This is a genomic window from Flavobacterium sp. (assembly GCF_004211145.1).
Taxonomy (GTDB): domain Bacteria; phylum Bacteroidota; class Bacteroidia; order Flavobacteriales; family Flavobacteriaceae; genus Flavobacterium.
Genome location: NZ_SEBS01000020.1, coordinates 26,879 through 51,098, shown reverse-complemented (window position 1 = coordinate 51,098; position 24,220 = coordinate 26,879). Strand labels below are relative to the sequence as shown.

Genomic DNA, 24,220 nt, shown 5'->3' with positions numbered 1-24,220 from the left:
TCAATAACACCTAAATGAGGAAAATTTTTACGCTGCTTTTGCTGTGCTGCACGTTTTTGGCGTCGGCACAATTATCCGAAACCGACAAACTTTACGCCACCGCGAAAATTTGGGGCTTTTTAAAATACTATCATCCGCAGGTCGCGAAAGGAAAATTCGATTGGGATAAAGAACTTCAAGACATCGTCCAAAAAACTAAGTCGGCAAATGACAAAGAGCAACTTTCCGAAATTTATTTCGATTGGATAAACGGTCTCGGCGAAATTCCGAACTGTAAATCTTGCGCAAAATCATCGGGCAAAAAATCCTTCGACAAAAATTTCGATTTGTCGTGGACACAAAGTCCTGAATTGTTTACGCCCGAATTATCGGCCAGACTAAAACACATCGAAAACAATCGCGCCCAAGGCAATCTTTACTACGCCGACAGTTTTAAAAACACTAAACAATTAGAACCCAAAAACGAAGCTCCGTACCTAAATTCCGATTGGAAAAACGAAAACATCCGGCTGATCGCACTTTTCAGGTATTGGAACCAGGTCGAATATTTCTATCCGTACAAATACATGACCGACGAAAAATGGGACGATGTGTTGAAAAGGATGCTTCCGAAATTCGTGTCTACAACGTCCGAAACCAATTATCATTTGGCGTTGCGTGAGCTTGTAGTTTGCCTCGACGATTCGCATGCGAACTTGTACAGCCCGAAACTAAAGGAACATTTCGGTGAATATTACGCGCCTTTCGATTACAAGATCATCGACGATATGGCGGTTGTTTCGGAACTGTTTGACGAGGCGATTTGTATTTCGAACGACATAAAAATCGGAGATATCATTCAAGTTCCTGTTGCCGATTCATTGGCTTCCCAATGGAAATATTTGTCGGGCTCAAACCCCGATGTGAAACGTCGAAGCGCATTCGCAACGTTGCTGAACGGAAACACGAAGTCGGTAAACGTCACATTTTTGCGCGACGGAAAGCCAATCGAAAAAACAATTCCACGCGACATCTTCAAAAATTTCAAACCGAAAGAAAAACCCCAAACCTCGCCGTGGAAAATCATGGACGGGAACATCGGCTATGTAAACATGGGAACGCTCGAGTTCGACATCAAACGAGTCGGCCGAATGATGGACAGTCTAAAAGGAACGAAAGCCATCATTTTCGACATCCGAAATTATCCGAACGGAACGGTCTATCTAATTGGACGTGAATTGTTCGAAAAAAGCAAACCGTTCGTCAGGTTCATTTTCCCCGACTTTTCGTATCCCGGGAAATTCCTGTTTAAAGAAGCGCACGAAGTCGGAAGATCCCATAAAAATTACTACAAAGGAAAAGTCATCCTTCTTGTGAACGAACAAACGCAAAGCCACGCCGAATTCACCGTGATGGCGTTTCAGGCCGCGCCCAACGTAACGACGATCGGTAGCCAAACCGCGGGCGCCGACGGCAATGTGAGCCTAGTCGAATTTCCTGGCGGCCTAAAATCGTACATAACAGGCTTGGGCGTTTTCTATCCCGACGGAACCGAAACCCAACGCAAAGGCGTGAAAATCGACATTGAGATCCGCCCGACCGTACAAAGAATTGCAAGCGGTAAAGACGAAGTGCTTGAAAAAGCAATTGAAGTCGCGAATCGGGGAAATTAACGATTTCGACTTTGTAACACTTCTTCGACTTCAATCAGTGAAACGCCTTTCGCGCGCAACAACAGTAAATAGTGAAACAACAGATCGGCGGCTTCATTCACGAACAGCTCGCGATTGTCGTCTTTTGCTTCGATGACCAATTCGACGGCTTCCTCCCCGACCTTTTGTGCGACTTTGTTGATTCCTTTTTGGTAGAGTCGGCTCACGTACGAATCGGTTTTCGCGTTTTCTATGCGATCGGAAATAATCGCTTCCAACTCATACGTAAAGCCTTTCGCATCGGGATTCCCGAAACAGGTCGCGCTTCCCGTATGGCAAACGTTCCCGTTAGGCAAGACTTTGATCAGCAAGGTGTCGTTGTCGCAATCAGGCAAGATTTCAACGACGTTCAGGAAATTCCCCGAGGTTTCGCCTTTCGTCCACAGCCGATTCTTGGTTCGCGAAAAAAACGTGACTTTCTTCTCGGACACTGTTTTTTCATACGCGGCTTCGTCCATGAAACCAAGCATGAGCACGCGGTTTGTCACGGCGTTTTGGATTACGACAGGCAAAAGCCCGTTCATTTTATTGAAATCTGGTTTCATCGTATCGGTATGTTTTTCGTTCGTAAATAATTTTTGAGATCAGGAATCCGCAAATCGCCATAATGGAAAATTCCCGCGGCGAGCGCACCAGTTGCCCGGGTTTTGAGGAATACGTCGGCAAAATCCTGTTCGTCTCCGGCGCCGCCCGACGCGATTACGGGAATCGAAACGTTGCGGCTTATTGCGTCAGTAATCGCTATCGAAAATCCCGACCGAGTACCGTCGCGATCCATCGAGGTCAACAGGATTTCACCGGCTCCGAGTTGCTCGACACGCTTGCACCAACCCATCGCATCCCAACCGGTTTGTTTGGAACCGCCGTGTGAAAAGACGCAAGAATTTCCGCCGACTGTCTTCACGTCGACGGCAACGGTTATCGCCTGGCTTCCGAAAGCGTCGGCGAGTTCTGAAATGAGTTCGGGTCGTTTGAGTGCGCCAGAATTTACACTTATTTTGTCGGCTCCGGCCTTAATGAGTTTTCCCGCTTCGGCCACACTGTTTATGCCGCCTCCGACCGTAAACGGAATGTCGATTTCGACTGCGATTTTTTCGACGAGTGCGATCAACGTTTTCCGACCTTCGATTGTGGCCGAGATATCGAGGAACACCAATTCGTCAGCCTGTTCGCGAGCATAGTACGACGCCAGTCCGACGGGATCGCCCGCATCGGCCAAGGCCACGAAATTTACGCCTTTTACCACGCGCCCGTCCTTGATGTCGAGACACGGAATGATTCGTTTCTTCAACATAATTTCGAGAGTTCGGTTAGTGTGATCCTGTTCTCGTAAATCGCTTTTCCTACTATCGCGCCTTCACAACCCAACCGTTTCAATTCGAGTAAATCCCGTAAAGATGAAACGCCTCCGCTTGCGATGACGCCGAGGTTTTTCATCGCAAGCAAGTCGCGGTACAAGTCAAACGCCGGTCCGTTCAACATGCCGTCGCTCGCGATATCGGTGCAGATTATTGAAATCGGATCCTGTTTCGCGAACGCTGCGACAAATTCAAATATGTCGATATCGGTTGTGTTTTTCCAGCCGTTCGTCGCTATTTTTCGATTCGAGCAGTCGGCGCCCAGAATGATACGGTCGGTTCCGAAATCCGCAAACCATTCGCGTACGAGCTCGGCGTCGTGAACCGCGATACTGCCCGCCGTTACCTGACTCGCGCCGCTATCGAACGCCTGTCGCACATCGCGCGTAGTTTTTATTCCACCACCGAAATCAATTTGCAAACTGGTTCCCGATGCGATTTCCTCGAGTACTTTCGCATTTGCGATTTTGCCTAAACGCGCTCCGTCAAGGTCGACCAGGTGCAGAAAACGCAAGCCGTTATCTTCAAAAAGTTTCGCCATTTCGAGCGGCTTCCCGTAGGTTTTGCTCGTGCTGAAATCGCCTTGCGACAACCTCACGCATTTGCCGTCGATGATATCTATTGCAGGTATTATCCTCATAATTCCAAAAAGTTTTTGAGCAATTGTTGGCCCGCTATTCCCGATTTTTCAGGGTGAAATTGCACGGCGTAAAAATTATCGCGTTCAAGCGCGGCGCTGAATGGCGTCAGGTAATCGCATCGGGCCGACGTGTTTTCACTGACGGGCGCGAAATAACTGTGTACGAAATAAAAATCCGTACCGTCAGAAATCCCGTCAAACAACACGCTGTCAAGTTTGTCAACCGAATTCCAGCCCATGTGCGGTACGATTCCTGTCTCGGGAAATTTCGCGACGCGCGTTTTAAAAATCGACAAACCATCGGTGTTTCCTTCTTGTGAAAACTCGCACATCAATTGCAATCCGAGGCAAATTCCCAAAACCGGCTGTTCGAGTTCGGGCAATAACGTATTCAATCCCTGGTTTTTGAGGTTTTCCATGGCCGACGCCGCTTGCCCGACTCCGGGAAAAATTACCTTATCGGCCGATGCAATGAATTTCGCATCACGAGTCAACAACGTTTCGTATCCCAACCGATTTACGGCGTTTTGCACCGACGCGGCATTTCCGGCGCCATAATCCAGTATCGCTATCATAATATTCCTTTCGTGCTTGGTATTCCTGAAAATTCCCCTGTTTTTACGGCCATTTTGACAGCGCGAGCGAAACCCTTGAAAATCGCCTCGATCTTGTGATGCTCGTTCTCGCCTTCAGCCTTGATGTTCAGGTTGCAGGCCGCGGCGTCGCTGAACGATTTGAAGAAATGGAAAAACAATTCCGTTGGCAACTCGCCTACTTTTTCGCGTCTGAAATCGGCTTCCCAAACCAGCCACGGCCGTCCGCCAAAATCAACCGCGACCTGGGCGAGACAATCGTCCATCGGCAACAAAAAACCGTAACGCGAAATTCCTTTCTTGGAACCCAGTGCTTTCGCGAACGCCGACCCGAGCGCCAAAGCCGTGTCCTCGACCGTGTGATGTTCGTCGATGTGCAAGTCTCCGTTCACGTTTATCTCAAGGTCGATTCCGCCGTGTCTTGCGATTTGTTCAAGCATGTGATCGAAAAATCCGATGCCCGTTTTTATGGATGATTTTCCGGATCCGTCGAGATTCAGCTCGATCGAGATTTCCGTTTCGGAGGTTTTGCGGGAAATTGAAGCGCGTCGTCCTTCATTTTTCAGACATGCGAAAATCTCATGCCAATTTGTAGCTTTTTGACATGCCAATTCCGTTTTCACATCTCCGAGCAAAATCGCTTTGCAGCCCAGATTTCGCGCGAGTTGTACGTCGGTTTCCCTGTCGCCGATCACAAAAGAATTCGCGAGATCGTAATTTCCGAAAATGTATTTCGAAAACATTCCGACACCGGGTTTTCGAGTGGGCACGTTGTCCCGTTCAAAACTTCGGTCGACCAAAATATCGGCAAAAGAAACGCCCTCATTTTCGAATGCGCGAAGCATTTTCTCGTGCGCGGGCCAAAACGTTTCCTCGGCGAAAGAATCCGTACCCAATCCGTCCTGGTTCGTCGCGATGACGAGTTCGAAGTCGAGTTCGGTCGCGATTCGGTACAGGTTCCTGAAAACGCCGGGCAAAAACTCGAGTTTCTCAAGGCTATCGACCTGCTGATCGGTTTTGGGTTCGACGATAAGCGTGCCGTCGCGGTCTATGAACAGTATTTTTTTCATGTGATTTGTTTTAAGGTTTGGATCAGCGACAGGTTTTCCTGCGGAGTTCCGACAGTAATCCGAAGCGCGTTCGGAATTTGAGAGGTGCGTTTCCTGACGACGATGCCAAGATCGATAAGCTTTTCATATACCGATTCGGCTCTATCGATTCGGATCAATATAAAGTTCGCCTGTGATGGAAAAATTTTCTCGATCGATGGAATTTCCGCGAGTGCCGACATCAATTTCTCTCGCTCGACTTTTAAGATTTCTATTTCCGAATTTACTTTTTCAACATCGATTAATCGCTTCAAAACCGCGTCCTGATTCAAGCTGCTCACGTTGTACGGCGGTTTTACTTTATCGAACCAAGAAATTATTTCGGGATTCGAAATCGCGATTCCCACGCGTGCGGCCGCCAATCCGAAGGCTTTGCTGAACGTCTGCAATACGATCAGGTTTGGGAATTCGTAGATTCTTTTGGCCCAGGAAGGTTCGTCCGAAAAATCGATATACGCCTCGTCGATCACCACGATTCCTTTGAACGCCGACAAGATTTTTTCGATCCCAACGATACCATTCCCGGTCGGATTATTCGGCGAACAAAGGAACAGCAAACGCGCGTCGGAATTTTCAAGTCGGTCGATCGCCGTCCCGAAGTCGATCTGAAACACATCGTTCAATTCAATTTCCGAATAGCCGACGTCGTTTATCGCAGCCGAAACTTTATACATGCCGTAAGTTGGCCCGAATGATAAAACCTCACTTTTTCCGGGTTCGCAAAAAATCCTGAAACACAGATCGATGGCTTCGTCGCTGCCGTTTCCGACAAAAATCGATTGACGATACAAGCCTTTCAATTCGGCAATGCGTTGTTTCAGACGCGTTTGCTTCGGATCGGGATATCGGTTCAGGCTGCCGAACGGATTTTCGTTCGCGTCCAAAAATACCGACGCTTCCGAGCCGAACTCATCACGCGCGCTCGAATACGATTCGAGTTTCAACACGTTTTGCCGTATGTAATTCTTCACGTCAAACATAATCTTGTGATTTAAGCCGGATGGAAACGGCGTTTGCGTGCGCTTGCAACGATTCGGCTTCGGCCATTGCGATCACCGACGGCCCGATGTTTTTCAACCCGTCGAACGAAAGCTGCTGGAATGAGATTTTCTTCGTGAAACTGTCGGTCGAAACGCCGCTGTAGCTTCTCGCGGAACCGTTCGTCGGCAACGTGTGGTTCGTTCCGCTCGCGTAATCTCCGGCGCTTTCGCAACTGTATCTGCCCAAGAAGACGGAACCCGCGTTTTTAATTTCAGATACTATATTCTCCGGGTCCTCAATCGCGAGAATCAAATGTTCGGGCGCGTAATAGTTGCTGAATTCGACGCACGAGGAAAGACTTTCTAGCACGATTGCACTGCTGTTGGACAACGCTTTCCGGGCGATTTCCTTACGCGGAAGTTCTTCGATTTGCCGCGCTATGGCCTTTTCTACTTCCGAAACAAATGTTGCGTCGGTAGCGACGAGCAAGACTTGGCTGTCGGGCCCGTGTTCGGCTTGGGAAAGTAAGTCCGAGGCGACAAATTCGGCGTTCGCGAACTCGTCGGCGATTACCAGAACCTCGCTCGGTCCGGCGGGCATGTCTATTGGCGTTCCGAGTTGCTGTGCGAACAATTTCGCGGCCGTGACGTATTGGTTTCCGGGTCCGAAAATCTTATCGACTTTCGCGATCGATCGTGTTCCCAATGTCATCGCGGCAACGGCCTGGATGCCGCCAATCGCATAGATTTCGGTGATTCCGACGATCTTGGCCGCGTGTAGGATTGCCGGATTGATGTTCCCGTTTCTATCGCTCGGCGTGAAAAGCGCGACTTCGCGACAACCAGCTAGTTTGGCTGGAATTCCGAGCATCAGAACCGTCGAAAACAAAGGCGCGGAACCTCCGGGAATATAAATCCCGACACGGTCTATCGCGCGTTTTTCACTCCAACATTTTACGCCCGGCATGGTTTCGATCACGACTTTTTCATCGGCCGGCTCTTGAAACTTTGAGATATTCGACTTGGCAAGTTGCATCGCATCTTTCAAGTCGTCGGTAAGTATTGCCGAAGAATTTTCGATGGTAACGGGTTTCACGCCGAATTCGGTCAAAGCCGAACCGTCGAAAAGCTCGGAATACTTTGCCACGGCAAGATCGCCATTTCGCTTTACTTCGTCAAAAATCTGGGCTACCAGTTCGTTGAGCGATTCCGTATCGGCTTTAGGACGCTCGCATAGTTGCGCCCAAACGCCTCTGTCGGGAAATTCATATACAGTCATCATACGATCATTTTTTCAATATTTGTCACTAAAATCCCTTGAGCGCCAAGTGCTTTGAGCTGGTCGATCACGTCCCAAAAATCGTCCTCGCGAATCACCGAATGCACGCTGCTCCAACCTTCTTCGAGCAACGGCAGCACGGTCGGGCTTTTCATTCCGGGAAGGATTCGGGAAATTTCGTCTATGGCGTTATTGGGCGCGTTCAATAGAATGTATTTGTTCTCGGCGGCACTTCGGACGGCATCCATCCTGAACAAAAGCTTTTGCAAAAGGACGTCTACCTCTTTCGTCAAAAAGCGATTCGAAATCAACACGGCTTCGCTTTCCATAAGCGTTTCGACTTCCTTGAGGCCGTTGAGCTGGAGTGTGCTTCCCGTGCTTACGATGTCGAAAATCCCGTCGGCCAAACCGATTCCGGGTGCGATTTCGACGCTTCCACCAATGGTTTCGATTTCCGCATCGACATTCGATTGACGCAATTTTGCAGAAAGTATTTTGGGGTAACTCGTTGCTATACGCTTGCCTTCGAAATATGAAAGCCCTTGATATTGCTCGTCTTTTGGAATGGCGAGCGACAATCGGCAGGAAGCGAAACCGAGTTTTTTTATCGTCGCGACGTTTTTTTGTTGTTCGGCGACTTCGTTTTCACCGAGGATTCCGATGTCGGCCACACCTTGCTCAACATATTGCGGAATGTCATCATCTCTCAAAAAAAGGACTTCCAGCGGAAAATTGCTTGAAACGCTCTTGAGTTTTCGTTCTCCGTTCGACAATTGGATGCCGCATTCCTTCAAAAGACTGAGGGATTTTTCGCTGAGCCTGCCACCTTTTTGTATGGCGATTTTTAATTTGTCCATTTGACTTTGATAATGTCTGAACAAACTGATGATTTCGCGAAACAACAAAAAACCCGTCAGATTGCTCAGACGGGTTCGTGTATTAGGATATCATCCAATCATTACCTGCTCGCCTGAGGGCCAGTATGGAAATGATGTTGATGAAGTTGATTGTACATGCTTTGAACGCTTTGTTTCGGGACAAATGTAGAAAAAAATTACAAGAAATATACTTTCACTAAAAAATCTATAAAAATCTTAACATTTCAAATCAAAAAAGACTGTGTATTTTTGAGCATGACCAAACAACTTTTATCGCAAAATCCGCTTTTCGTATTCGCGCTCGAGATCGAGGCTGCGGCGGCTTTCGAGAATTTCAACAACGCGTTCGTCGGCATCGGGAAAGTAAGTTCGACATATAACTTAATGAGACGGATTGCTGTCGAAAAACCGAGTATCGTCGTCAACCTAGGTTCGGCGGGAAGTACTGAATTTCCAAGAGGTTCGGTCATAAATTGCACAAAATTCATCCAACGCGACATGGACGTCGGACCGCTGGGTTACGCGAAATTCGAAACGCCGTTTTCAAATGAAAACCCGATTCTCGGCTACGGAATTTCAATCCCGAACCTGACGCAAGGCATTTGCGGAACGGGCGACTCGTTTGAGGTTGCGCACGTGAACCACGAATACAATGTGATCGACATGGAAGCCTTTCCGCTCGCGCTCGTTTGTAAGAAAGAAGGCATTCCATTTTTGTGCCTGAAATATATTTCGGACGGGGCCGACGGAGCTGCGGCTGAAGACTGGCTCGTCTCGGTCCATCACGCCGCCTTGGTTCTACGCGCCGAGATTGATCGCCTGACTTAATCTGAAACTATGCAAGCCGGCGAAATTCTCATTTATATTTTGATCGCGACAAATCTCTTGGTTTCCTACAAAGGACTCAAGGACAATGCGTTTTTCAATCGGTACAAATTCGATATCGACGGGATTCTGGTACACAAAGAATACGACAGAATGATCACGTCGGGATTTCTGCACGTGAGTTGGACGCACCTTTTGTTCAACATGATTTCACTTTACTTTTTCGCGCCGAGTCTGGTCGAAATTGTCGGTATCGGATATTTCATTTTGCTGTATTTCGCGGCCTTGGTCGGAGGTGATTCGTTTGCCTTGCTCGCGCATCGGGAACACGGAGACTATTCGTCGGCAGGAGCGTCGGGCGCCATTTGCGGTGTTATTTTCGCGTGTGTCGCGCTCGATCCAGGAATTTCAATAGGTATGTTTTTCTTGCCGATCTTCCTTCCGGGCTGGTTGTATGCGCTGATTTTCGTGGGAACTTCTATCTACGGGATTCGCTCCGGACGTGATAATATCGGACACGAAGCGCATTTGGGCGGAGCGGTCGTTGGAATGTTGGTCGCAATCTGCATCTTCCCGCAAGCGATTATCTCGAATTATTTGCCGATAACGATCGTTCTGGTTCCGACTATAATCCTGATTTACATCATCCTGCACAAGCCACATCTTTTACTTGTGGACAATATGTTCTTCAAAAAACACGATAAATTCTACAATATCGACCATCGCGACAACGCCAAAAAAGCGAGCAGGCAAAAGGAACTCGATGTGCTTTTGGAGAAGATCCACAAAAAGGGAATGCAAGGTTTGAGCGCGTCCGAAAAACGAAAACTCGAAGAACTTTCTAAATGACGGAAACGATTTTCGCTTTTTGGGCGGCGACGTTTCGACCCCACTCGGCAATTATTTCGAGCATCGGAACTACGCTCTTGCCGAACTCGGTCAATTCATATTCGACTTTCAACGGCGGTTTTTGCGTGTAAACCGTCCGCTTTAAAAGGCCGTCTTCTTCGAGTTGCTTGAGTTGCAAACTCAACGTGCGTTCCGTGACAACAGGCATGAATTTTCGGATCTGATTATAACGCAACGCACCGTTCCTTAAATGAAACAAGATCACGGTTTTGTATTTCCCGCCGATGAATTCCATCGTGATGCTCGTGCTGCACGGGAACAGTTTCCCATCGATGCTATATTGTTGGTTCTGGCAATCTATCGTCATTTTTGAACCTATCCTTTTGGATAGTTATTGCAAAGATAAAAAACTATAAATACTTTTGTTACTATAATTAATATAGTTTAATATGAAGGCATATATCTTAAATGAACCCGGAGACAGCTCAGTACTGAAATTGTCTGAAGTAGCGAAACCGAACGTAAAACCAAGCGAAGTTTTAATCAGGACGAAGGCGATTTCCATCAATCCCGTCGATGCAAAATCCCGCGCCGGCAAAGGAATCTTCGGCCGATTCAAGGATCAATTGCCGTTGATTTTGGGTTGGGACATCTCAGGAACGGTCGAAGAAATCGGTTCCGACGTAACCGAGTTCAAAGTGGGCGACGACGTGTTCGGCATGGTAAATTTCCCCGGACTCGGAAAAGGCTACGCCGAACTCGTTTCTGCTCCGGCTGACCAAATCGCATTAAAACCAAAAAGCATCTCATTTGAACACTCGGTCGCGGCGACATTGGCAGCGTTGACCGCGTATCAAATCCTCAAACCGAACGTAAAAGCGGGCGATAAGGTATTGATACAATCGGCTGGGGGCGGCGTCGGACATTTCGCAATCCAGATCGCCAAGATATTCGGAGCCGATGTCACGGGAATCACGTCGACAAAAAATTTGGATTTCGTGAAATCCCTTGGTGCCGACCATGTGATCGATTACCATGAGACGCCGTTCGAGGATGCACGCGGTTTTGACTTTTCGCTGGACACGCTTTCAGGAGAAATGCTCGAAAAATTGTCGCACACGGTAAAGGACGGCGGAATTCTTTGGACGCTTCCCTCGGGCGCAAATCACGATGTGCTTGAGGCCGAAATTGCAAAACGAAACGTACGACTCGGTTTTCACATGGTCGAAAGTAACGGAGACGACATGAAGCAAATCGCCGAATGGCTTGAGTCAGGCCAATTAAAACCCGAAGTTTCCCAAGTATTCGACTTCGACGAATTGCCAAAAGCTCATGAAAGTATTGAATCCGGGCACACGCGTGGAAAAATCGTTATCCGTTTGCAAACGTTTGTTTCCGTTTGTAAACGGACATAATCGTTTGTAATCGACTGCAATCGACGGTTAATCCTATATTTGTGTCATGCAAAACCTGTTGGCACATATCGACAAATTCGTAAGCCTCGACGATCGTGAAAAAAATCTGCTGACATCGGGGCTATATGAAATCAATATCAGAAAAAAACAGCATTTGATGCGTGAAGGCGAACTCTCGCACAAACAATTTTTCGTTTCCAAAGGCTGCTTGCGATTATACATCATCAATGAAAAAGGTGTCGAGCAGACGCACCAATTCGCCATTGAAAACTGGTGGATGGCCGATTACCTTTCATATCACAACGAAAGCCCGACAACGTTTTACATCCAGGCGTGCGAGGATTCGACCGTAATCGCATTCGATAAAAAACAAATGGAAGAACTGCTTGCCAAAATCCCGAAACTCGAGCGTTACTTCAGGTTGTGCTACCAAAAATCGGTCGGAGCGTCGCAAAAACGGATTCGTTATTTGTTTTCGATGTCGGCCGAGGAACGGTTCAACAACATGAACTCGATGTTCCCTGATTTCATACAGCGCGTTCCCCAATATATGATCGCGTCGTACCTTGACTTCTCGCCCGAATTCATGAGTAAGATACGCGCGGGCAAAGTCTGAAAATATAAAATCGCACCTATAATTTATGATGGATACATTGCGTAAATATTTAAACATTCATGAAGATAAAATGTATCTGCGACTTGCGATATCGTTCTTTATCGTCTGGATTTTTTGCACCGGGCCGTTGCGATGGATCGTAAAAACCGACAGCGATTTCCTAAGGTTGTTGCTGGGCGTGGCACCTAATTTCTTCGCAGGGATAACCTTGTTCTTCTGGCAAACATACATGACAAGTTCACGTCCGGTCTTGGCTTTACTGCTCGCCGTGGCGATACTTGCTTTGGTCGAAATTGTCCAGATGTTCATGCCGTCGCATCGAGCCGATCTTCTCGATGTTATCGCTGCAATTTTGGGTGGCTTGGTCGCGATGATAATTGCGATCCGGAGATCGAAAATCGCAATTGGTCGTGGAGTGGAATAACTCGGCCGAAAACGAAATCACCACAATTCTGTTTTTTTTCGCGTGTAAAAATTTTTAGAGTGTGCGAGTAAACGAGAAAAAATATGCGCCGATCGTTTCTTGAAGTACTTCAAGTTTTTTAGTTACCGATAACCTGAAATTTGTCCTGTAACTGTAAAACACTTTATCATGACTACTCGAGTAAACATCGCAAAAACCGCTCAAGGCGCTTACACCGCGCTTATGGGAATGGAAAATTACATAGCTTCGACCCAGCTCAGCAAAACGCACAAAGAACTCATCAAACTTCGCGCGTCCCAAATAAACGGTTGCGCATTTTGCATAAACATGCATGCGACCGACGCGTTGAAACAAGGAGAAACGATGCAAAGGATTTACATGCTAAACGGTTGGCGCGAATCGGATATTTACACCGACGAAGAAAAAGCGATCCTCGCCTTGACCGAAGAAATTACACTGATCAGCGACAAACATATCAACGACACGACGTATGCGAAAATGAAGGAACTGTTCGACGATAAATACATCGCCGACGTAATCGTCATGATCGCGACAATCAACACCTGGAACCGAATCGCGATCTCTTCAGGCTGGAGAGTTTCGTAATCAAGCTCGCAGATTTGGTGCGATCAAAAGTTTAAGCCGATGCGAAAATCAAGCTGGTTTTGACGATTGATTTGTGAAACCAGCGTCATTCATGGCTTACTTTTTTCTTAACTTTGAATATGCCTGAAATAGAAATTAAAGAAAACCCAACACGAAAAGGCGAACGCGCAAAGCAAATCACCGAGGATTTCCTACGTCTTTTGGACGAACACCTGTCAGAACTTTTCGCGGGACGTGCGCCGCATCGTATGACAACCGGAAAATATGCTGAAAAATTATTCCTCAACCAGCGCCATCTGACCACGACATTGAAGTCGACGACGGGCAAATCGCCCTGCGAATTCATGGAAAATGCGATCGCCGACGAATCCAAACGCCTGCTTCTCGAAACCAACTTATCGGTCGCCGAAATCAGCACGCGTTTCGTTTGGGACGAACCCACGAACTTCGTTAAGTTCTTCAAGGGAATGGTCGGCGAAACGCCATTGCAGTTTCGAAAAAAACATTCGGGTTACCAATCTTTAAAATAAGTGACCAAAGGCGGAACCGGACACGCCCGCGAACCGAGCGCCGGTCCTTCATTGTTTGTCGTTCGTCGTTCGTCTTTCGTCTTTCGTCTTTCGTCTTCCATCATCAAACCAAAAAAACTGACGTCTCCACCATTTTTGGCTTCAACTCCGAGCGTAACTTTGCGCTATAATTTAAAATCAAAAACATGTCATCAACAAAAATAGCACTCGTTACGGGTGGAAGCCGCGGCCTCGGAAAAAACATGGCGATCGCACTCGCCAAAAAAGGACTCGACGTAATCCTGACCTACAACAACAAAGAAGATGAAGCCCAAAAAGTGGTTTCAGAAATCGAAAGTCTCGGTCAAAAAGCGGCCACACTCCAACTAAGCGTCGACAAAAGCAACTCGTTCGAATCGTTTTTCGCGAATATAAAAAACGTCCTCAATGACAAATTCGGCGTCGAAAAATTTGATTTCCTCATCAATAACGCGGGAACGGGATTGTACGTCCCGTTTGCTGAAACGACCGAAGAGCAATTCGACGAAATGTTCAACATCCATTTGAAAGCCACGTTTTTCATTAGCCAAAAAGCGCTTCCGCACCTCAACGATGGAGGCGGAATCGTGAACGTTTCTTCAGGATTGGCGCGGTTCAGTTTTCCGGGATCGTCGGCTTACGCGGCCATGAAAGGCGGTATCGAAGTCTTGACACGTTACCAGGCAAAAGAACTTGGAGCGAGAAAAATCCGCGCAAATGTGGTCGCTCCGGGCGCGATCGAAACCGATTTTGGCGGCGGACGCGTGCGTGACAACGCCGACATGAACGCACAGATCGCGTCAATGACGTCGTTGGGACGCGTCGGTTTGCCCGATGATATCGGCGGTGTCGTCGCTTTCCTTTGTTCCGATGACGCGCGTTGGGTAAATGCTCAACGCATCGAAGTCTCGGGCGGAATGTTGATTTAAGGTTTACGCGCGAATTACACGAATAGCATGAAATCAATTCGTGTAATTCGCGACAAACTTATTCCGGCTTGTTTGAATTTCATAACTTTGCAAAATGAAAACATCAATCACGATCGAAGAATTTTACAAGGACAAACTCAACAGTCTTCCTCAAAATTACCAGCAAGGCATCGGGCATTTCAACATATTCCGAACTGAAGATTGCTTCACCCACGGCCAACAGACCGTGCATTACAGCCGACGCGAGTTCTACAAGATCGCACTCGTACGCGGTAAAAACCGTTACCATTACGCCGACAAAAGCATGGACATCGAAGGTTCTACGTTGATGTTTTTCAATCCGCATGTTCCGTATACGTACGAATCGCTCACCGACAATCCTTCAGGATATTTTTGCATTTTCACCGAGGCGTTCTTCACCGAGAAAATCCGCGGCGGCATTTCGGACCTTCCAATGTTCTCACCCGCCGGACGTCCCGGTTATGTCTTGACGCCCGACGAAGATGCGCAGGTCGCCGATATCTTCAAGAAAATGAGCGACGAACTCAATTCGGATTACGCATACAAATTCGATCTGCTGCGAAACTACACCATGGAACTCGCGCACTTCGCTCTGAAACGCCAACCGTCGGAAAACCTTTATCGTCATCCGGACGCAAATTCGAGGATTACCTCGGTTTTCATGGAATTACTCGAGCGTCAATTTCCTATAGAAACCACTTCGCAACGATTCGGACTCAGGTCTGCAAAGGATTTCGCCGACCAATTGTCTGTTCACGTCAACCATTTGAACCGCGCGATCAAGACGACCACGGGCAAAACGACTACGAATGTGATCGCCGAACGCATCGCAAACGAAGCGAAAGCCTTGTTGCGCCACACGGATTGGAATGTTTCCGAGATCGGATACTGCCTCGGTTTCGACGAGGCATCGCACTTCAACAACTTCTTCCGCAAGCAAACCGCCCAAACGCCAACATTTTTTAGAAATGTTTGAATTTCGTAATTTTTGGTTTGAGTTTCGCTAACGCAGGCCTCGATTCACTATGTAATTTTGTCTCGTAATAAAAACATAGTATGAAGACAGACAATCAATCAAAAGTTTGGTTCGTGACCGGAGCGTCGAAAGGCCTCGGCTTATCTTTGGTCACGCGACTATTAAATCACGGCTACCGAGTGGCAGCTACTTCGCGTGACGCGGCGACCCTTCAGAAAGCCGTCGGACGCACTGAGAATTTCCTGCCGTTGGCGGTTGATTTGTCCAATGAAGCGAGTGTGCAAAAAGCGGTTTCGGACACCATCGGCATGTACGGGCAACTCGACGTGATCATGAACAACGCGGGTTACGGCATCGGTGGAAGCCTTGAGGAATTGACGAATTCTGAAATCCAGGACGCGTTTAACGTGAACGTGTTCGGGACGATAAACGTGATCCGTGCCGCGATGCCGCAGTTGCGCAAACAGCAGTCGGGACATATCATTAACATCTCGTCGATCGCGGGATTCGATGGCGGAACGGGCTGGGCAGCCTATTCAGCCGCTAAAGCTGCCGTGATCGCTTTGACCGAGGTGCTCGCGCTCGACGTCAAGGAATTCGGTATCAACGCCACGGTTGTAATGCCCGGCGGTTTCCGCACGAACTTCCTTAAAGCCGATTCGATTATTTTGGCCGAAAACAAGATGCCCGAATACACGGCGGTCCGCACCTATCACGACCGACTTCTATCTATCGACGGCAAACAAACCGGCGATCCCGACAAAGCTGCCGACATCTTTATCGATTTGGCTGAAAACCCGAATCCGCCAGTGCGTTTATTCTTGGGCAGCGACGCCGTGAAACGCGCTTGGGAAAAGACCGAAACACTTCAGGAAAATATCAAGGAATGGAAAATCACGTCTAAATCTTCAGACGTTTAATTCAATTTTTAAGCTGCGAATTGGGCGAACAATTTCTAATTCGGAAAACTAGTGCGATTCGCGGCCAAATCTTTTACCCAGAACTAAATTCAATTAAAATGACAAAAACATGGTTTATTACCGGAGCCTCAAAAGGTTTCGGACTGGAACTCGTGCGCCAACTCCTGGCCAAAGGCGAGAACGTTGCCGCAACGACGCGCAACAAAAAAGAACTTGAAAATTTGGTTCCCGCAAGCGACAAATTCCTTGCGCTCCAAATGGATTTGACAAACGAAGCGAACGTAAAACTCGCCATCGATTCGACGATCGAGAAATTCGGAAGCCTCGACGTCGTGATCAACAATGCAGGCTACGGATTATTGGGCGCAGTCGAAGAATTGTCGGACGCTGAAACGAAACAAAACTTCGAGGTGAACGTCTTCGGTTCTCTTAACGTGATCCGTCAAGCATTGCCTCAAATGAGAAAGCAGCAATCTGGACACATTTTCAACATTTCGTCGATTGGCGGTTACTTGGGCGATTTTGCAGGATTCGGCGTGTATTGTGCGACGAAATTTGCGGTTATCGGATTCACCGAAGCACTCGCGGTCGAGGCGAAACCATTCAATATCAAAGTGACGGCGGTTTTACCGGGATATTTTAGGACGAACTTCCTGAATTCGGATTCGTTGGTTACGCCTAATAACGAAATCGCCGACTATCAAACCACGCGCGATTCGCAGCAATGGCATCAGCAGCAAATGGCAAACAACCAGCCCGGCGATCCTGTGAAAGGTGCGAAGGCGATTATTGATGCGGTTTACGTTGAGAATCCGCCGGTTCATTTGTTGCTTGGAAGCGATGCGTTTAAATTGGCGAGCGAGAAAGCCGAGGCGATGTTGGGTAGTTTTAGAGATTGGAAAGATGTTTCGGTTGGGACTGATTTCGATACGGTGAACGTTTGAGAGATTGAATTTTGTTTGAACAATTAAGATAGTTGAGCGTAGTTAAGAATATGTATTAGGTTTGATCTTGTTAGGCTGAACTTTTAAGTTTTTTTCTTCCGATTTTCCTGAGACTATTTTTTACCATCAAAACATTAAGTTCATTAAGAGTCGGGAATTTTTAGTTTTCTTACCTGCCTGATTTTACCGAGCGTGTTTTTTTAAACATTAAAAAGATTCAAGACTTTGAGCTTTTAACTACTCTCAACTATCTCAATTGTTTAAATTTTAATTTCCTTTTTACTCAATTTCCGAGCTTATTTTTTACAATAAAAACATCTAGAGCATCAAATTCACTAACAAATCTTAGTGAACTTGGTGCTCTAAATGTTCTTAATGATTTTTCCAATTTTTCTTTGAAACAAGTTGCTTTCCAAAATGGTTTCGCCAAATAAAATCTTCCCCGTCAAAGCAACTCCGACAAATGTTTGTAATTCGATTTGACCATATCAAGTACTTCATCCATTCGTCCGCCCAGAATCATCTTTGACATCGTAAGCGCATAACCTTTCATTTGATCGAACTCCAATTTAGGCGGCATCGCGAGTGAATCGGGATTCGTCATCACGTTTATTAAAACCGGTCCGGGTTCGGCGAACGCTTTTTCCAACGCCGTTCTCAACGCGTCAGGTTGATGCACGGTCAAACCGATGAATCCCATCGCCTGCGCCACCAACGCGAAATCCGGATTGACCATTTCCACCTGATTACTCGGCAAACCTGCCACGTCCATTTCGAGTTTCACCATACCAAGCGAACGATTGTTGAACACCACAAGTTTTATCGGAAGTTTATATTGTTGTATCGTGGCAAGATCGCCCAACGACATCGAGAGTCCGCCGTCTCCGCAAAACGCGATTACCTGCCGATCCGGATACGCCAATTGCGCCCCGATCGACATCGGCATCGCGTTCGCCATCGAGCCGTGATTGAACGAGCCGAGCAATTTCCTTTGGCCCGTTCCCTCCAGATATCGCGCGCCCCAAACGCACGACATTCCCGTATCGACGGTAAAAATCGCATCCCGATCCGCAAGTTCGTTGATCGTATGCGCGACATATTCCGGGCTGATTGCATCCTTTCCACCGCGATCGTTCACGTACGTGAGCAGGTTTTCCTTTACTTTCTCATACAAATGAAGTTGCGCTTTCAGGAAACTATCATCAGGTTTTTCCTCCACGAGCGGCAACAACGCTTTCACCGTATCCTCGATCTTGCCGCACAAGCCGAGTTCCAATTTCGCACGCCTTCCCAATCGTTCGGGTTTTTCATCGATCTGGATTATCTTATTTTTCACGGGCATGAAATTCTCATACGGGAAATCAGTTCCTAATAACAGAACCACATCCGATTCGTGCATCGCATGATACGCCGACGGCACGCCCAGCAAACCCGTCATCCCGACCTCGAACGGATTGTCATATTGCATTCCCATTTTCGCGCGGAACGAATAGCCGATCGGTGCCTTTAATTTCTCGGCCAACCGAATCACGTCGTCATGCGCCTCGACAGCTCCGAAACCACAATAAATCGACACTTTCTTGCCTTCGTTGAGCAACTGCGCAAGTTGCTGCATTTCCTCGTTCGGCGGACGGGATTCCACTCTCGTCCTGAAATTCTGCATCGACGTCACACTTTCCACCGCCGGTAAAGCCGTAACATCTCCGGGCAAAGCCAACACAGCGACACCTTTTTTGGAAATCGCGTGCTGGATCGCCGTCTGCAACATACGCGGAACCTGGGCCGGCGTCGTCGCCAACTCGTTATAACAACTGCAATCGTCGAACAGACGCGTCGTGTTCGTGCTTTGGAAATAGTCCATGCCGAACTCGGCCGTATGAATTGTCGACGCGATCGCGAGCAATGGAACGCCCGTGCGGTGCGCGTCATACAATCCGTTTATCAAATGAACATGTCCGGGCCCACAACTTCCGGCGCAGACCGCAAAACCGTCGAGTTCGGCTTCGGCGGCCGCAGCATACGCTCCGGCTTCTTCGTGCCTCACGTGGATCCATTGTATTCGGCCATCGCGTCGAATCGCGTCGTTAAGTTCGTTCAGGGAATCGCCCGTCACGGCGTACAGTCGTTTTACGTTGTTGGCGACCAGCATTTCTACGATTTGGTCGGCTACTTTTTTGCTCATTTCGTTGTGTTTTAGAGGAACTTAAAGTTATCGATTATAAATTTTCAACCACTGGCTTTTGTGGTTTTGTTGGCAGTTTTTGGGCGTGCCGGCAAAACGGGAACAGTTTGTAAGCCGAAACCTTCATTCGTTTTGCCGTCCGGCTGTCCGCTGCTATCTTTTGCAAACCTCAAAGGTTTCGAAACCTTTGAGGTTTTTAGCAAAAGGATATCCGCTTCCATCCGTCACGCGGTCAAAATACAAGCGCGACCGTGTGCTAAACTTATCGTAAAGTGCCGATTCACGCTGCATTTTTGGATTAATTTGAGTACTTTCTGCACCACTAAACAAAATACGAGAAAAATACGAGACATGAACATAGAGACACGCGTTCTTACCATAGACGATTACCAGGATTTGAGCAATTCGATGCGACAGGCTTACGATACGATGGGCGGACAAGTTTGGGGCCGCAACAGCATCGACAGGCTTTTGAAACTCTTTCCTCAGGGTCAGCTATGCATTGCCGTCGACGATAAGGTCGTGGCCTGCGCGCTTTCGATCATCGTGGACTATGACGAATTCGGCGACAAACACACCTATCGATTGATTACGGGCGACTATTCCTTTTCCACACATAACGAAAAAGGCGACACGCTGTACGGGATCGAGATTTTCGTACATCCTGATTACCGCGGCTTGCGTCTGGGCAGGCGTTTGTATGAAGCGCGAAAGGAGTTGTGCGAAACCCTGAATTTAAAAAGCATCATCGCGGGCGGTCGCATTCCGGGTTACCACAGCCATTCGGACACGCTCACGCCAAGACAATACATCGACAAGGTCAAGAACAAGGAATTGTATGACAAGACGCTCACGTTCCAAATCTCCAACGATTTTCACGTGCGCAAAGTGTTGACGAATTACCTGCCCGGCGATCACGAATCGAAAGAATTCGCCACGCTTATCGAATGGAACAACATCTATTACCAGGGTTTGAACGCATCGGCGCGGTCGGCGATGAAGATCAGGCTGGGTTTGGTGCAATGGCAAATGCGTCTGTTCCCCGACATGGAAACGTTCTACGAGCAGGTCAAGTTCTTCATCGACGCGGTTTCAGGATACGGTTCTGATTTCATTATGTTCCCCGAACTGTTCAACACGCCGCTTCTCGAGCCGTACAACCATCTGCCCGAAACCGAAGCGATGCGAAAACTCGCCGAAAAAACCGAGGAAATCGTCGCGAAAATGCACGAATATTCCCTTTCATATAACGTGAATATCATCACGGGAAGCATGCCGCTCATGGACAACGGGAAATTGTACAACGCCTCATATCTATGTCATCGCACAGGGAAAATTGACGAGTTCCGAAAAATCCACATCACGCCCAACGAGCAAAAATACTACGCGATGACCGGAGGCGACAAAGTCGAGGTCTTCGACACCGATTGCGGAAAGGTCGGGATCCTGATCTGCTACGACGTCGAATTTCCGGAGCTCAGCCGTCTGTACGCCGACCAAGGCATGCAAATCCTGTTCGTCCCTTTTTTGACCGACACCCAAAACGGTTACACGCGCGTGCGTCATTGCGCCCAGGCAAGAGCGATCGAGAACGAGTGTTATGTCGCGATTGCAGGCTGTGTCGGGAATTTGCCTAAAGTAAACAATATGGATATCCAATTCGCGCAATCGGCGGTGTTCACGCCCTCGGATTTTGCATTCCCGACGAACGCCATAAAAGCCGAAGCCACGCCGAATACTGAAATGATGCTTATCGTGGATGTCGATCTGGATCTATTGGATGAACTGCATCACTACGGATCAGTACGCACAATGAAAGACCGACGACTCGACCTGTACGAATTGAAGTTGCTTAAATAACGAATCGTGGATAGGAACGCCCGCGTGAAGGATGGAAGCGGCATCCTTTTTCCCGCTTTTTCAGCGGGAAAAAGATAAAACGGACAGCCTGACAGCGGCTGGAAACGGGATGTCGAATGAGGCGAGCAAAATGCGAATAGCTTTTTGCGAGCCTACCAATGAGTCTTTTTCCAGCCGGTGGCACGCCCAAATTAAAACAGTAAGAGCATCGAATTCAGTAAGAATTAATCTCATAATGAACCCAATGCTCCAAATGTAAACCTTCGTGCCTCCGTGCCTTCGTGGCAAAAAAAAAATATCAAATGATTAAAGTCACCAAATTCGCAAAAACCATCCGCTAATGATCGTAACGCTCCTAATGGCAAACCTTCGTGGCAAAAATATTAAATGATCAAAATCACCGAATTCGTCAAGAACTATTACTTAATGAACGTAATGCCCTTAATGGTAAACTTTCCTAGCTAAAAAAAACTATCTTACTATTAACCGAAAACCTCAAATTCCTCCCCATCAAAACTCGCGAAAACCATACTCGGATGCGAATCCTGATGGAATACATTTCCTTCACGGTCAATCGCGATCGCGCCCGCAAAACCATCGAAAGGTTTCAATTCGTCAAACGTCTTGGCGAACGCGTCCTTTAACGTGAAACCGTCGGTGACGCGCGTTACGATCTTCGCCGCGACGGCTCCGCTCACGATGTCCTCGCCTACTCCGGTCAAACTCACGCCACACAATTGATTCGCGTAATTGCCCGCGACCGTTGCCGAATCCGAGATGCGACCCGGAATTTCAAAACCTTTTCCGCCCGTGGAAGTCGCCACCGCGATTCTACCGAGTTTGTCAAGCGCGACACAACCTACCGTTCCGGTTCCCGTCGGCGCTTTTTTGGCTTCGTATTCGGCGCGTCGTTGTGGGATTTCGGTAGAAAAAACTTCAAAACCGAGTTTGCGTGCGAACGACGTCGCTCCGTCTCCACCCAAAACCTTGTCCTCGCTGTCGAGTAACATCTGCGCGACATGAACCGGATTCTTGACGTCCTGGATGTTGATCACGCCGCTGAATTTCTGGGAATCGCCGTCCATGATCGATGCGCTCATGCGGATCTTTCCGTCGCTTTGGATTTGCGACCCGATTCCCGCGTTGAATAATTCGTCATCCTCCAAAAGCGCAACCGCGAACACGACCGTTTCAAGTGCGGAATGGCTTTCCAAATGTTCGAATGACTCCTTCGCGATGCGTTTGAGCGCATTCTGCTTTGCGGTTTTGGTTTCGTGGTTGGTTGCGGATTCAGAGAAGAACCCGCCGTGTATGATGATTTTCATAATGGACGAATGAGTGGTGACGAAAGACTAATGACGAAAGACAAACGAGTAATGACGAACGAGTAATGACGAAACACTAATGAATGAACAGCGAAAGATGACTCGCGTCGAGTCCTTCGTCATTAGTCTTTCGTCACCATTTTCAATCAGTCGGAATCCCCAAATCCTCCGCGTACTGCGAAGATTGAATCGACATCTTATGCGTCTTCAAATTAAACGTATCGTATTTGCTCATCACGTGCGTGACCAAATGGCTGATCGAAATCGGTTGTCCGAGCTCGACCTGCGTCAAGTTCGTATCCTTGATTTCGCGTCCGTCGACCAGGATCACGAGTCCGGAGCCTATCGCTTCCATTTCGTTACCGTTCGTAATCAGTAAGCCCGTGTCTTCGCCAAGCCCGATTCCGAGTACTTTCGGATTCCCGACAACTGCCTGGAACAAACGCCCAATGCGGCCGCGTTGCACGAAATGCGTATCGATCACGACGCCGTCGATGAATCCCAGGCCCGACGTGATCTTGACTTCGCCTTTCAAAAGCGCCTCGCTCGAACTTCCTTGGTAGATCATGGAATTCGAAGCGGCTGCCGCTCCTGCCGATGTTCCGGCGTATATGAAATCTTCGTTGTGGTATTTTTCAAGCATCAGATCGTGCATGCCTGTTCCTCCGAGGATCGACGTAAGACGCAATTGGTCGCCTCCCGTAAACATCACGACATCGGCGGCCTTGATGCGCTCCAAAACTTCAGGATCTGAAGCCATTTCACGTTTCTCAAGGTGAAGCACGTCAACGTTCGTCGCATTGAGATATTTCAATGCTTTCACATATTCAGGCCCGATGATGCGTGGGATCTTTGAAGCGGTCGTAATGATTTCGATCCGCGATTTTTCCTTGTGCTTCGATTCGTTGATAATACGTTTCAGGATGCCCGTCTCAAAAAAGTTTATATTTTTGGCGGCATTCGTGTCGATGTCGTTTTCAGTAAAACTGCCTTTGTCGACAGCTCCTCCAATGATAATCAGTTTTCCTCGTATGTTCATGGCGGTAAAAATAACCTAAAAAGATAAAAAGGGCAATTTAACCTCAGTCTTTTTGGATTTTTTTGAGATTGTAAAATAAAATCCGCAAGGAATGAAATTTAATTTTGAATACTCTCCTAAAAAAATTATTTTAGTCAAATTATAACTAGCTTTTTTAACGAAATCGCTGATTATTTTATTATTCCGGAGACCAACAAACTCACTATCAAAGCA

Annotated in this window: 25 protein-coding genes and 1 pseudogene; 12 read left to right on the top strand and 14 right to left on the bottom strand. The window is 47.7% G+C overall.

Annotation, left to right across the window (positions count from 1 at the left end; genetic code table 11):
- The first annotated feature begins 14 nt into the window (after positions 1–14).
- Positions 15–1,652 (top strand): S41 family peptidase, encoded by a 1,638-nt coding sequence (locus EOO50_RS10745; RefSeq protein ID WP_290839980.1) that lies wholly within the window; start codon positions 15–17, stop codon positions 1,650–1,652.
- On the opposite strand, the gene hisIE is transcribed toward EOO50_RS10745, so the two are convergent.
- From hisIE to hisG, 8 genes are read right to left on the bottom strand one after another with little or no spacing between them, the layout of a single operon-like run.
- A complete protein-coding gene (gene hisIE, locus EOO50_RS10740; protein WP_290839978.1) occupies positions 1,649–2,236 on the bottom strand; it encodes a bifunctional phosphoribosyl-AMP cyclohydrolase/phosphoribosyl-ATP diphosphatase HisIE in 588 nt (195 codons plus the stop codon). The genes EOO50_RS10745 and hisIE overlap by 4 nt on opposite strands.
- Positions 2,233–2,985 (bottom strand): imidazole glycerol phosphate synthase subunit HisF, encoded by a 753-nt coding sequence (gene hisF, locus EOO50_RS10735; protein WP_290839976.1) that lies wholly within the window; start codon positions 2,983–2,985, stop codon positions 2,233–2,235. The genes hisIE and hisF overlap by 4 nt, the downstream gene beginning before the upstream one ends.
- Positions 2,979–3,689: a 1-(5-phosphoribosyl)-5-[(5-phosphoribosylamino)methylideneamino]imidazole-4-carboxamide isomerase gene (gene hisA, locus EOO50_RS10730; protein ID WP_290839974.1), complete on the bottom strand. Its 711-nt coding sequence runs from the start codon at positions 3,687–3,689 to the stop codon at positions 2,979–2,981. Before hisA ends, hisF begins: the two co-directional genes overlap by 7 nt.
- Positions 3,686–4,264, bottom strand: coding sequence for an imidazole glycerol phosphate synthase subunit HisH (hisH, locus tag EOO50_RS10725; RefSeq protein WP_290839972.1), 579 nt, complete (start codon positions 4,262–4,264; stop codon positions 3,686–3,688). The genes hisA and hisH overlap by 4 nt, the downstream gene beginning before the upstream one ends.
- Complete coding sequence (gene hisB, locus EOO50_RS10720; protein WP_290839970.1) at positions 4,261–5,352, bottom strand: bifunctional histidinol-phosphatase/imidazoleglycerol-phosphate dehydratase HisB; 1,092 nt, start codon at positions 5,350–5,352, stop codon at positions 4,261–4,263. Before hisB ends, hisH begins: the two co-directional genes overlap by 4 nt.
- Positions 5,349–6,371 carry a histidinol-phosphate transaminase gene (gene hisC, locus EOO50_RS10715; RefSeq protein ID WP_290839968.1) on the bottom strand — a complete coding sequence of 341 codons (1,023 nt, stop codon included), beginning with the start codon at positions 6,369–6,371 and terminating at the stop codon, positions 5,349–5,351. Before hisC ends, hisB begins: the two co-directional genes overlap by 4 nt.
- Positions 6,364–7,653, bottom strand: coding sequence for a histidinol dehydrogenase (gene hisD / locus EOO50_RS10710; RefSeq protein WP_290839966.1), 1,290 nt, complete (start codon positions 7,651–7,653; stop codon positions 6,364–6,366). The genes hisC and hisD overlap by 8 nt, the downstream gene beginning before the upstream one ends.
- On the bottom strand, positions 7,650–8,507 hold the full coding sequence (gene hisG, locus EOO50_RS10705; protein WP_290839964.1) for an ATP phosphoribosyltransferase: 858 nt from the start codon (positions 8,505–8,507) through the stop codon (positions 7,650–7,652). Before hisG ends, hisD begins: the two co-directional genes overlap by 4 nt.
- Positions 8,508–8,717: 210 nt before the next feature.
- Between hisG and EOO50_RS10700 the strand changes: the two are divergent.
- Both EOO50_RS10700 and EOO50_RS10695 read left to right on the top strand, forming a co-directional pair.
- A pseudogene (locus EOO50_RS10700) lies at positions 8,718–9,356 on the top strand (hypothetical protein); the annotation flags it as partial.
- A 9-nt stretch (positions 9,357–9,365) separates the two neighbouring features.
- Entirely contained in the window at positions 9,366–10,202 is an 837-nt protein-coding gene (locus EOO50_RS10695) for a rhomboid family intramembrane serine protease (protein WP_290839963.1), read from the top strand.
- Here the strand turns inward: EOO50_RS10695 and EOO50_RS10690 are convergent.
- Positions 10,195–10,569, bottom strand: a complete 375-nt coding sequence (locus tag EOO50_RS10690) for a helix-turn-helix domain-containing protein (RefSeq protein ID WP_290839962.1) — start codon at positions 10,567–10,569, stop codon at positions 10,195–10,197. The two genes, EOO50_RS10695 and EOO50_RS10690, sit on opposite strands and share 8 nt — an antisense overlap.
- 82 nt (positions 10,570–10,651) lie before the next feature.
- Here EOO50_RS10690 and EOO50_RS10685 point away from each other — a divergent pair, with 82 nt between their 5' ends.
- Positions 10,652–11,617, top strand: coding sequence for an NADP-dependent oxidoreductase (locus tag EOO50_RS10685; protein ID WP_290839960.1), 966 nt, complete (start codon positions 10,652–10,654; stop codon positions 11,615–11,617).
- Positions 11,618–11,663: 46 nt separating this feature from the next.
- Positions 11,664–12,233: a Crp/Fnr family transcriptional regulator gene (locus EOO50_RS10680; RefSeq protein ID WP_290839959.1), complete on the top strand. Its 570-nt coding sequence runs from the start codon at positions 11,664–11,666 to the stop codon at positions 12,231–12,233.
- Between the two features lie 57 nt (positions 12,234–12,290).
- On the opposite strand, the gene EOO50_RS10675 is transcribed toward EOO50_RS10680, so the two are convergent.
- Positions 12,291–12,542, bottom strand: coding sequence for a hypothetical protein (locus tag EOO50_RS10675; RefSeq protein WP_290839957.1), 252 nt, complete (start codon positions 12,540–12,542; stop codon positions 12,291–12,293).
- Between the two features lie 283 nt (positions 12,543–12,825).
- Here EOO50_RS10675 and EOO50_RS10670 point away from each other — a divergent pair, with 283 nt between their 5' ends.
- The 6 genes from EOO50_RS10670 (at position 12,826) to EOO50_RS10645 (ending at position 17,601) form a co-directional block, all read left to right on the top strand.
- Positions 12,826–13,263: a carboxymuconolactone decarboxylase family protein gene (locus tag EOO50_RS10670; RefSeq protein WP_290839956.1), complete on the top strand. Its 438-nt coding sequence runs from the start codon at positions 12,826–12,828 to the stop codon at positions 13,261–13,263.
- Between the two features lie 119 nt (positions 13,264–13,382).
- A complete protein-coding gene (locus tag EOO50_RS10665; protein WP_290839955.1) occupies positions 13,383–13,793 on the top strand; it encodes a helix-turn-helix domain-containing protein in 411 nt (136 codons plus the stop codon).
- Between the two features lie 185 nt (positions 13,794–13,978).
- Positions 13,979–14,740 (top strand): SDR family oxidoreductase, encoded by a 762-nt coding sequence (locus tag EOO50_RS10660; RefSeq protein WP_290839954.1) that lies wholly within the window; start codon positions 13,979–13,981, stop codon positions 14,738–14,740.
- Positions 14,741–14,834: 94 nt separating this feature from the next.
- Positions 14,835–15,737: an AraC family transcriptional regulator gene (locus tag EOO50_RS10655; protein ID WP_290839952.1), complete on the top strand. Its 903-nt coding sequence runs from the start codon at positions 14,835–14,837 to the stop codon at positions 15,735–15,737.
- Positions 15,738–15,817: 80 nt separating this feature from the next.
- A complete protein-coding gene (locus EOO50_RS10650; RefSeq protein ID WP_290839951.1) occupies positions 15,818–16,657 on the top strand; it encodes an SDR family oxidoreductase in 840 nt (279 codons plus the stop codon).
- A 98-nt stretch (positions 16,658–16,755) separates the two neighbouring features.
- Positions 16,756–17,601 carry an oxidoreductase gene (locus EOO50_RS10645; RefSeq protein WP_363331740.1) on the top strand — a complete coding sequence of 282 codons (846 nt, stop codon included), beginning with the start codon at positions 16,756–16,758 and terminating at the stop codon, positions 17,599–17,601.
- Between the two features lie 445 nt (positions 17,602–18,046).
- Here EOO50_RS10645 and EOO50_RS10640 read toward each other — a convergent pair whose 3' ends face one another.
- Positions 18,047–19,783 carry a thiamine pyrophosphate-dependent enzyme gene (locus EOO50_RS10640; protein ID WP_290839949.1) on the bottom strand — a complete coding sequence of 579 codons (1,737 nt, stop codon included), beginning with the start codon at positions 19,781–19,783 and terminating at the stop codon, positions 18,047–18,049.
- 44 nt (positions 19,784–19,827) lie between these two features.
- Entirely contained in the window at positions 19,828–20,004 is a 177-nt protein-coding gene (locus EOO50_RS10635) for a hypothetical protein (protein ID WP_290839948.1), read from the bottom strand.
- A 130-nt stretch (positions 20,005–20,134) separates the two neighbouring features.
- Between EOO50_RS10635 and EOO50_RS10630 the strand changes: the two genes are divergently transcribed.
- On the top strand, positions 20,135–21,643 hold the full coding sequence (locus EOO50_RS10630) for a bifunctional GNAT family N-acetyltransferase/carbon-nitrogen hydrolase family protein (RefSeq protein WP_290839946.1): 1,509 nt from the start codon (positions 20,135–20,137) through the stop codon (positions 21,641–21,643).
- A gap of 482 nt (positions 21,644–22,125) precedes the next feature.
- Here the strand turns inward: EOO50_RS10630 and EOO50_RS10625 are convergent, their stop codons facing one another.
- Complete coding sequence (locus tag EOO50_RS10625) at positions 22,126–22,968, bottom strand: isoaspartyl peptidase/L-asparaginase (protein WP_290839945.1); 843 nt, start codon at positions 22,966–22,968, stop codon at positions 22,126–22,128.
- 142 nt (positions 22,969–23,110) lie between these two features.
- Positions 23,111–24,007, bottom strand: a complete 897-nt coding sequence (locus EOO50_RS10620) for a cyanophycinase (protein WP_290839943.1) — start codon at positions 24,005–24,007, stop codon at positions 23,111–23,113.
- Positions 24,008–24,220 lie beyond the last annotated feature (213 nt).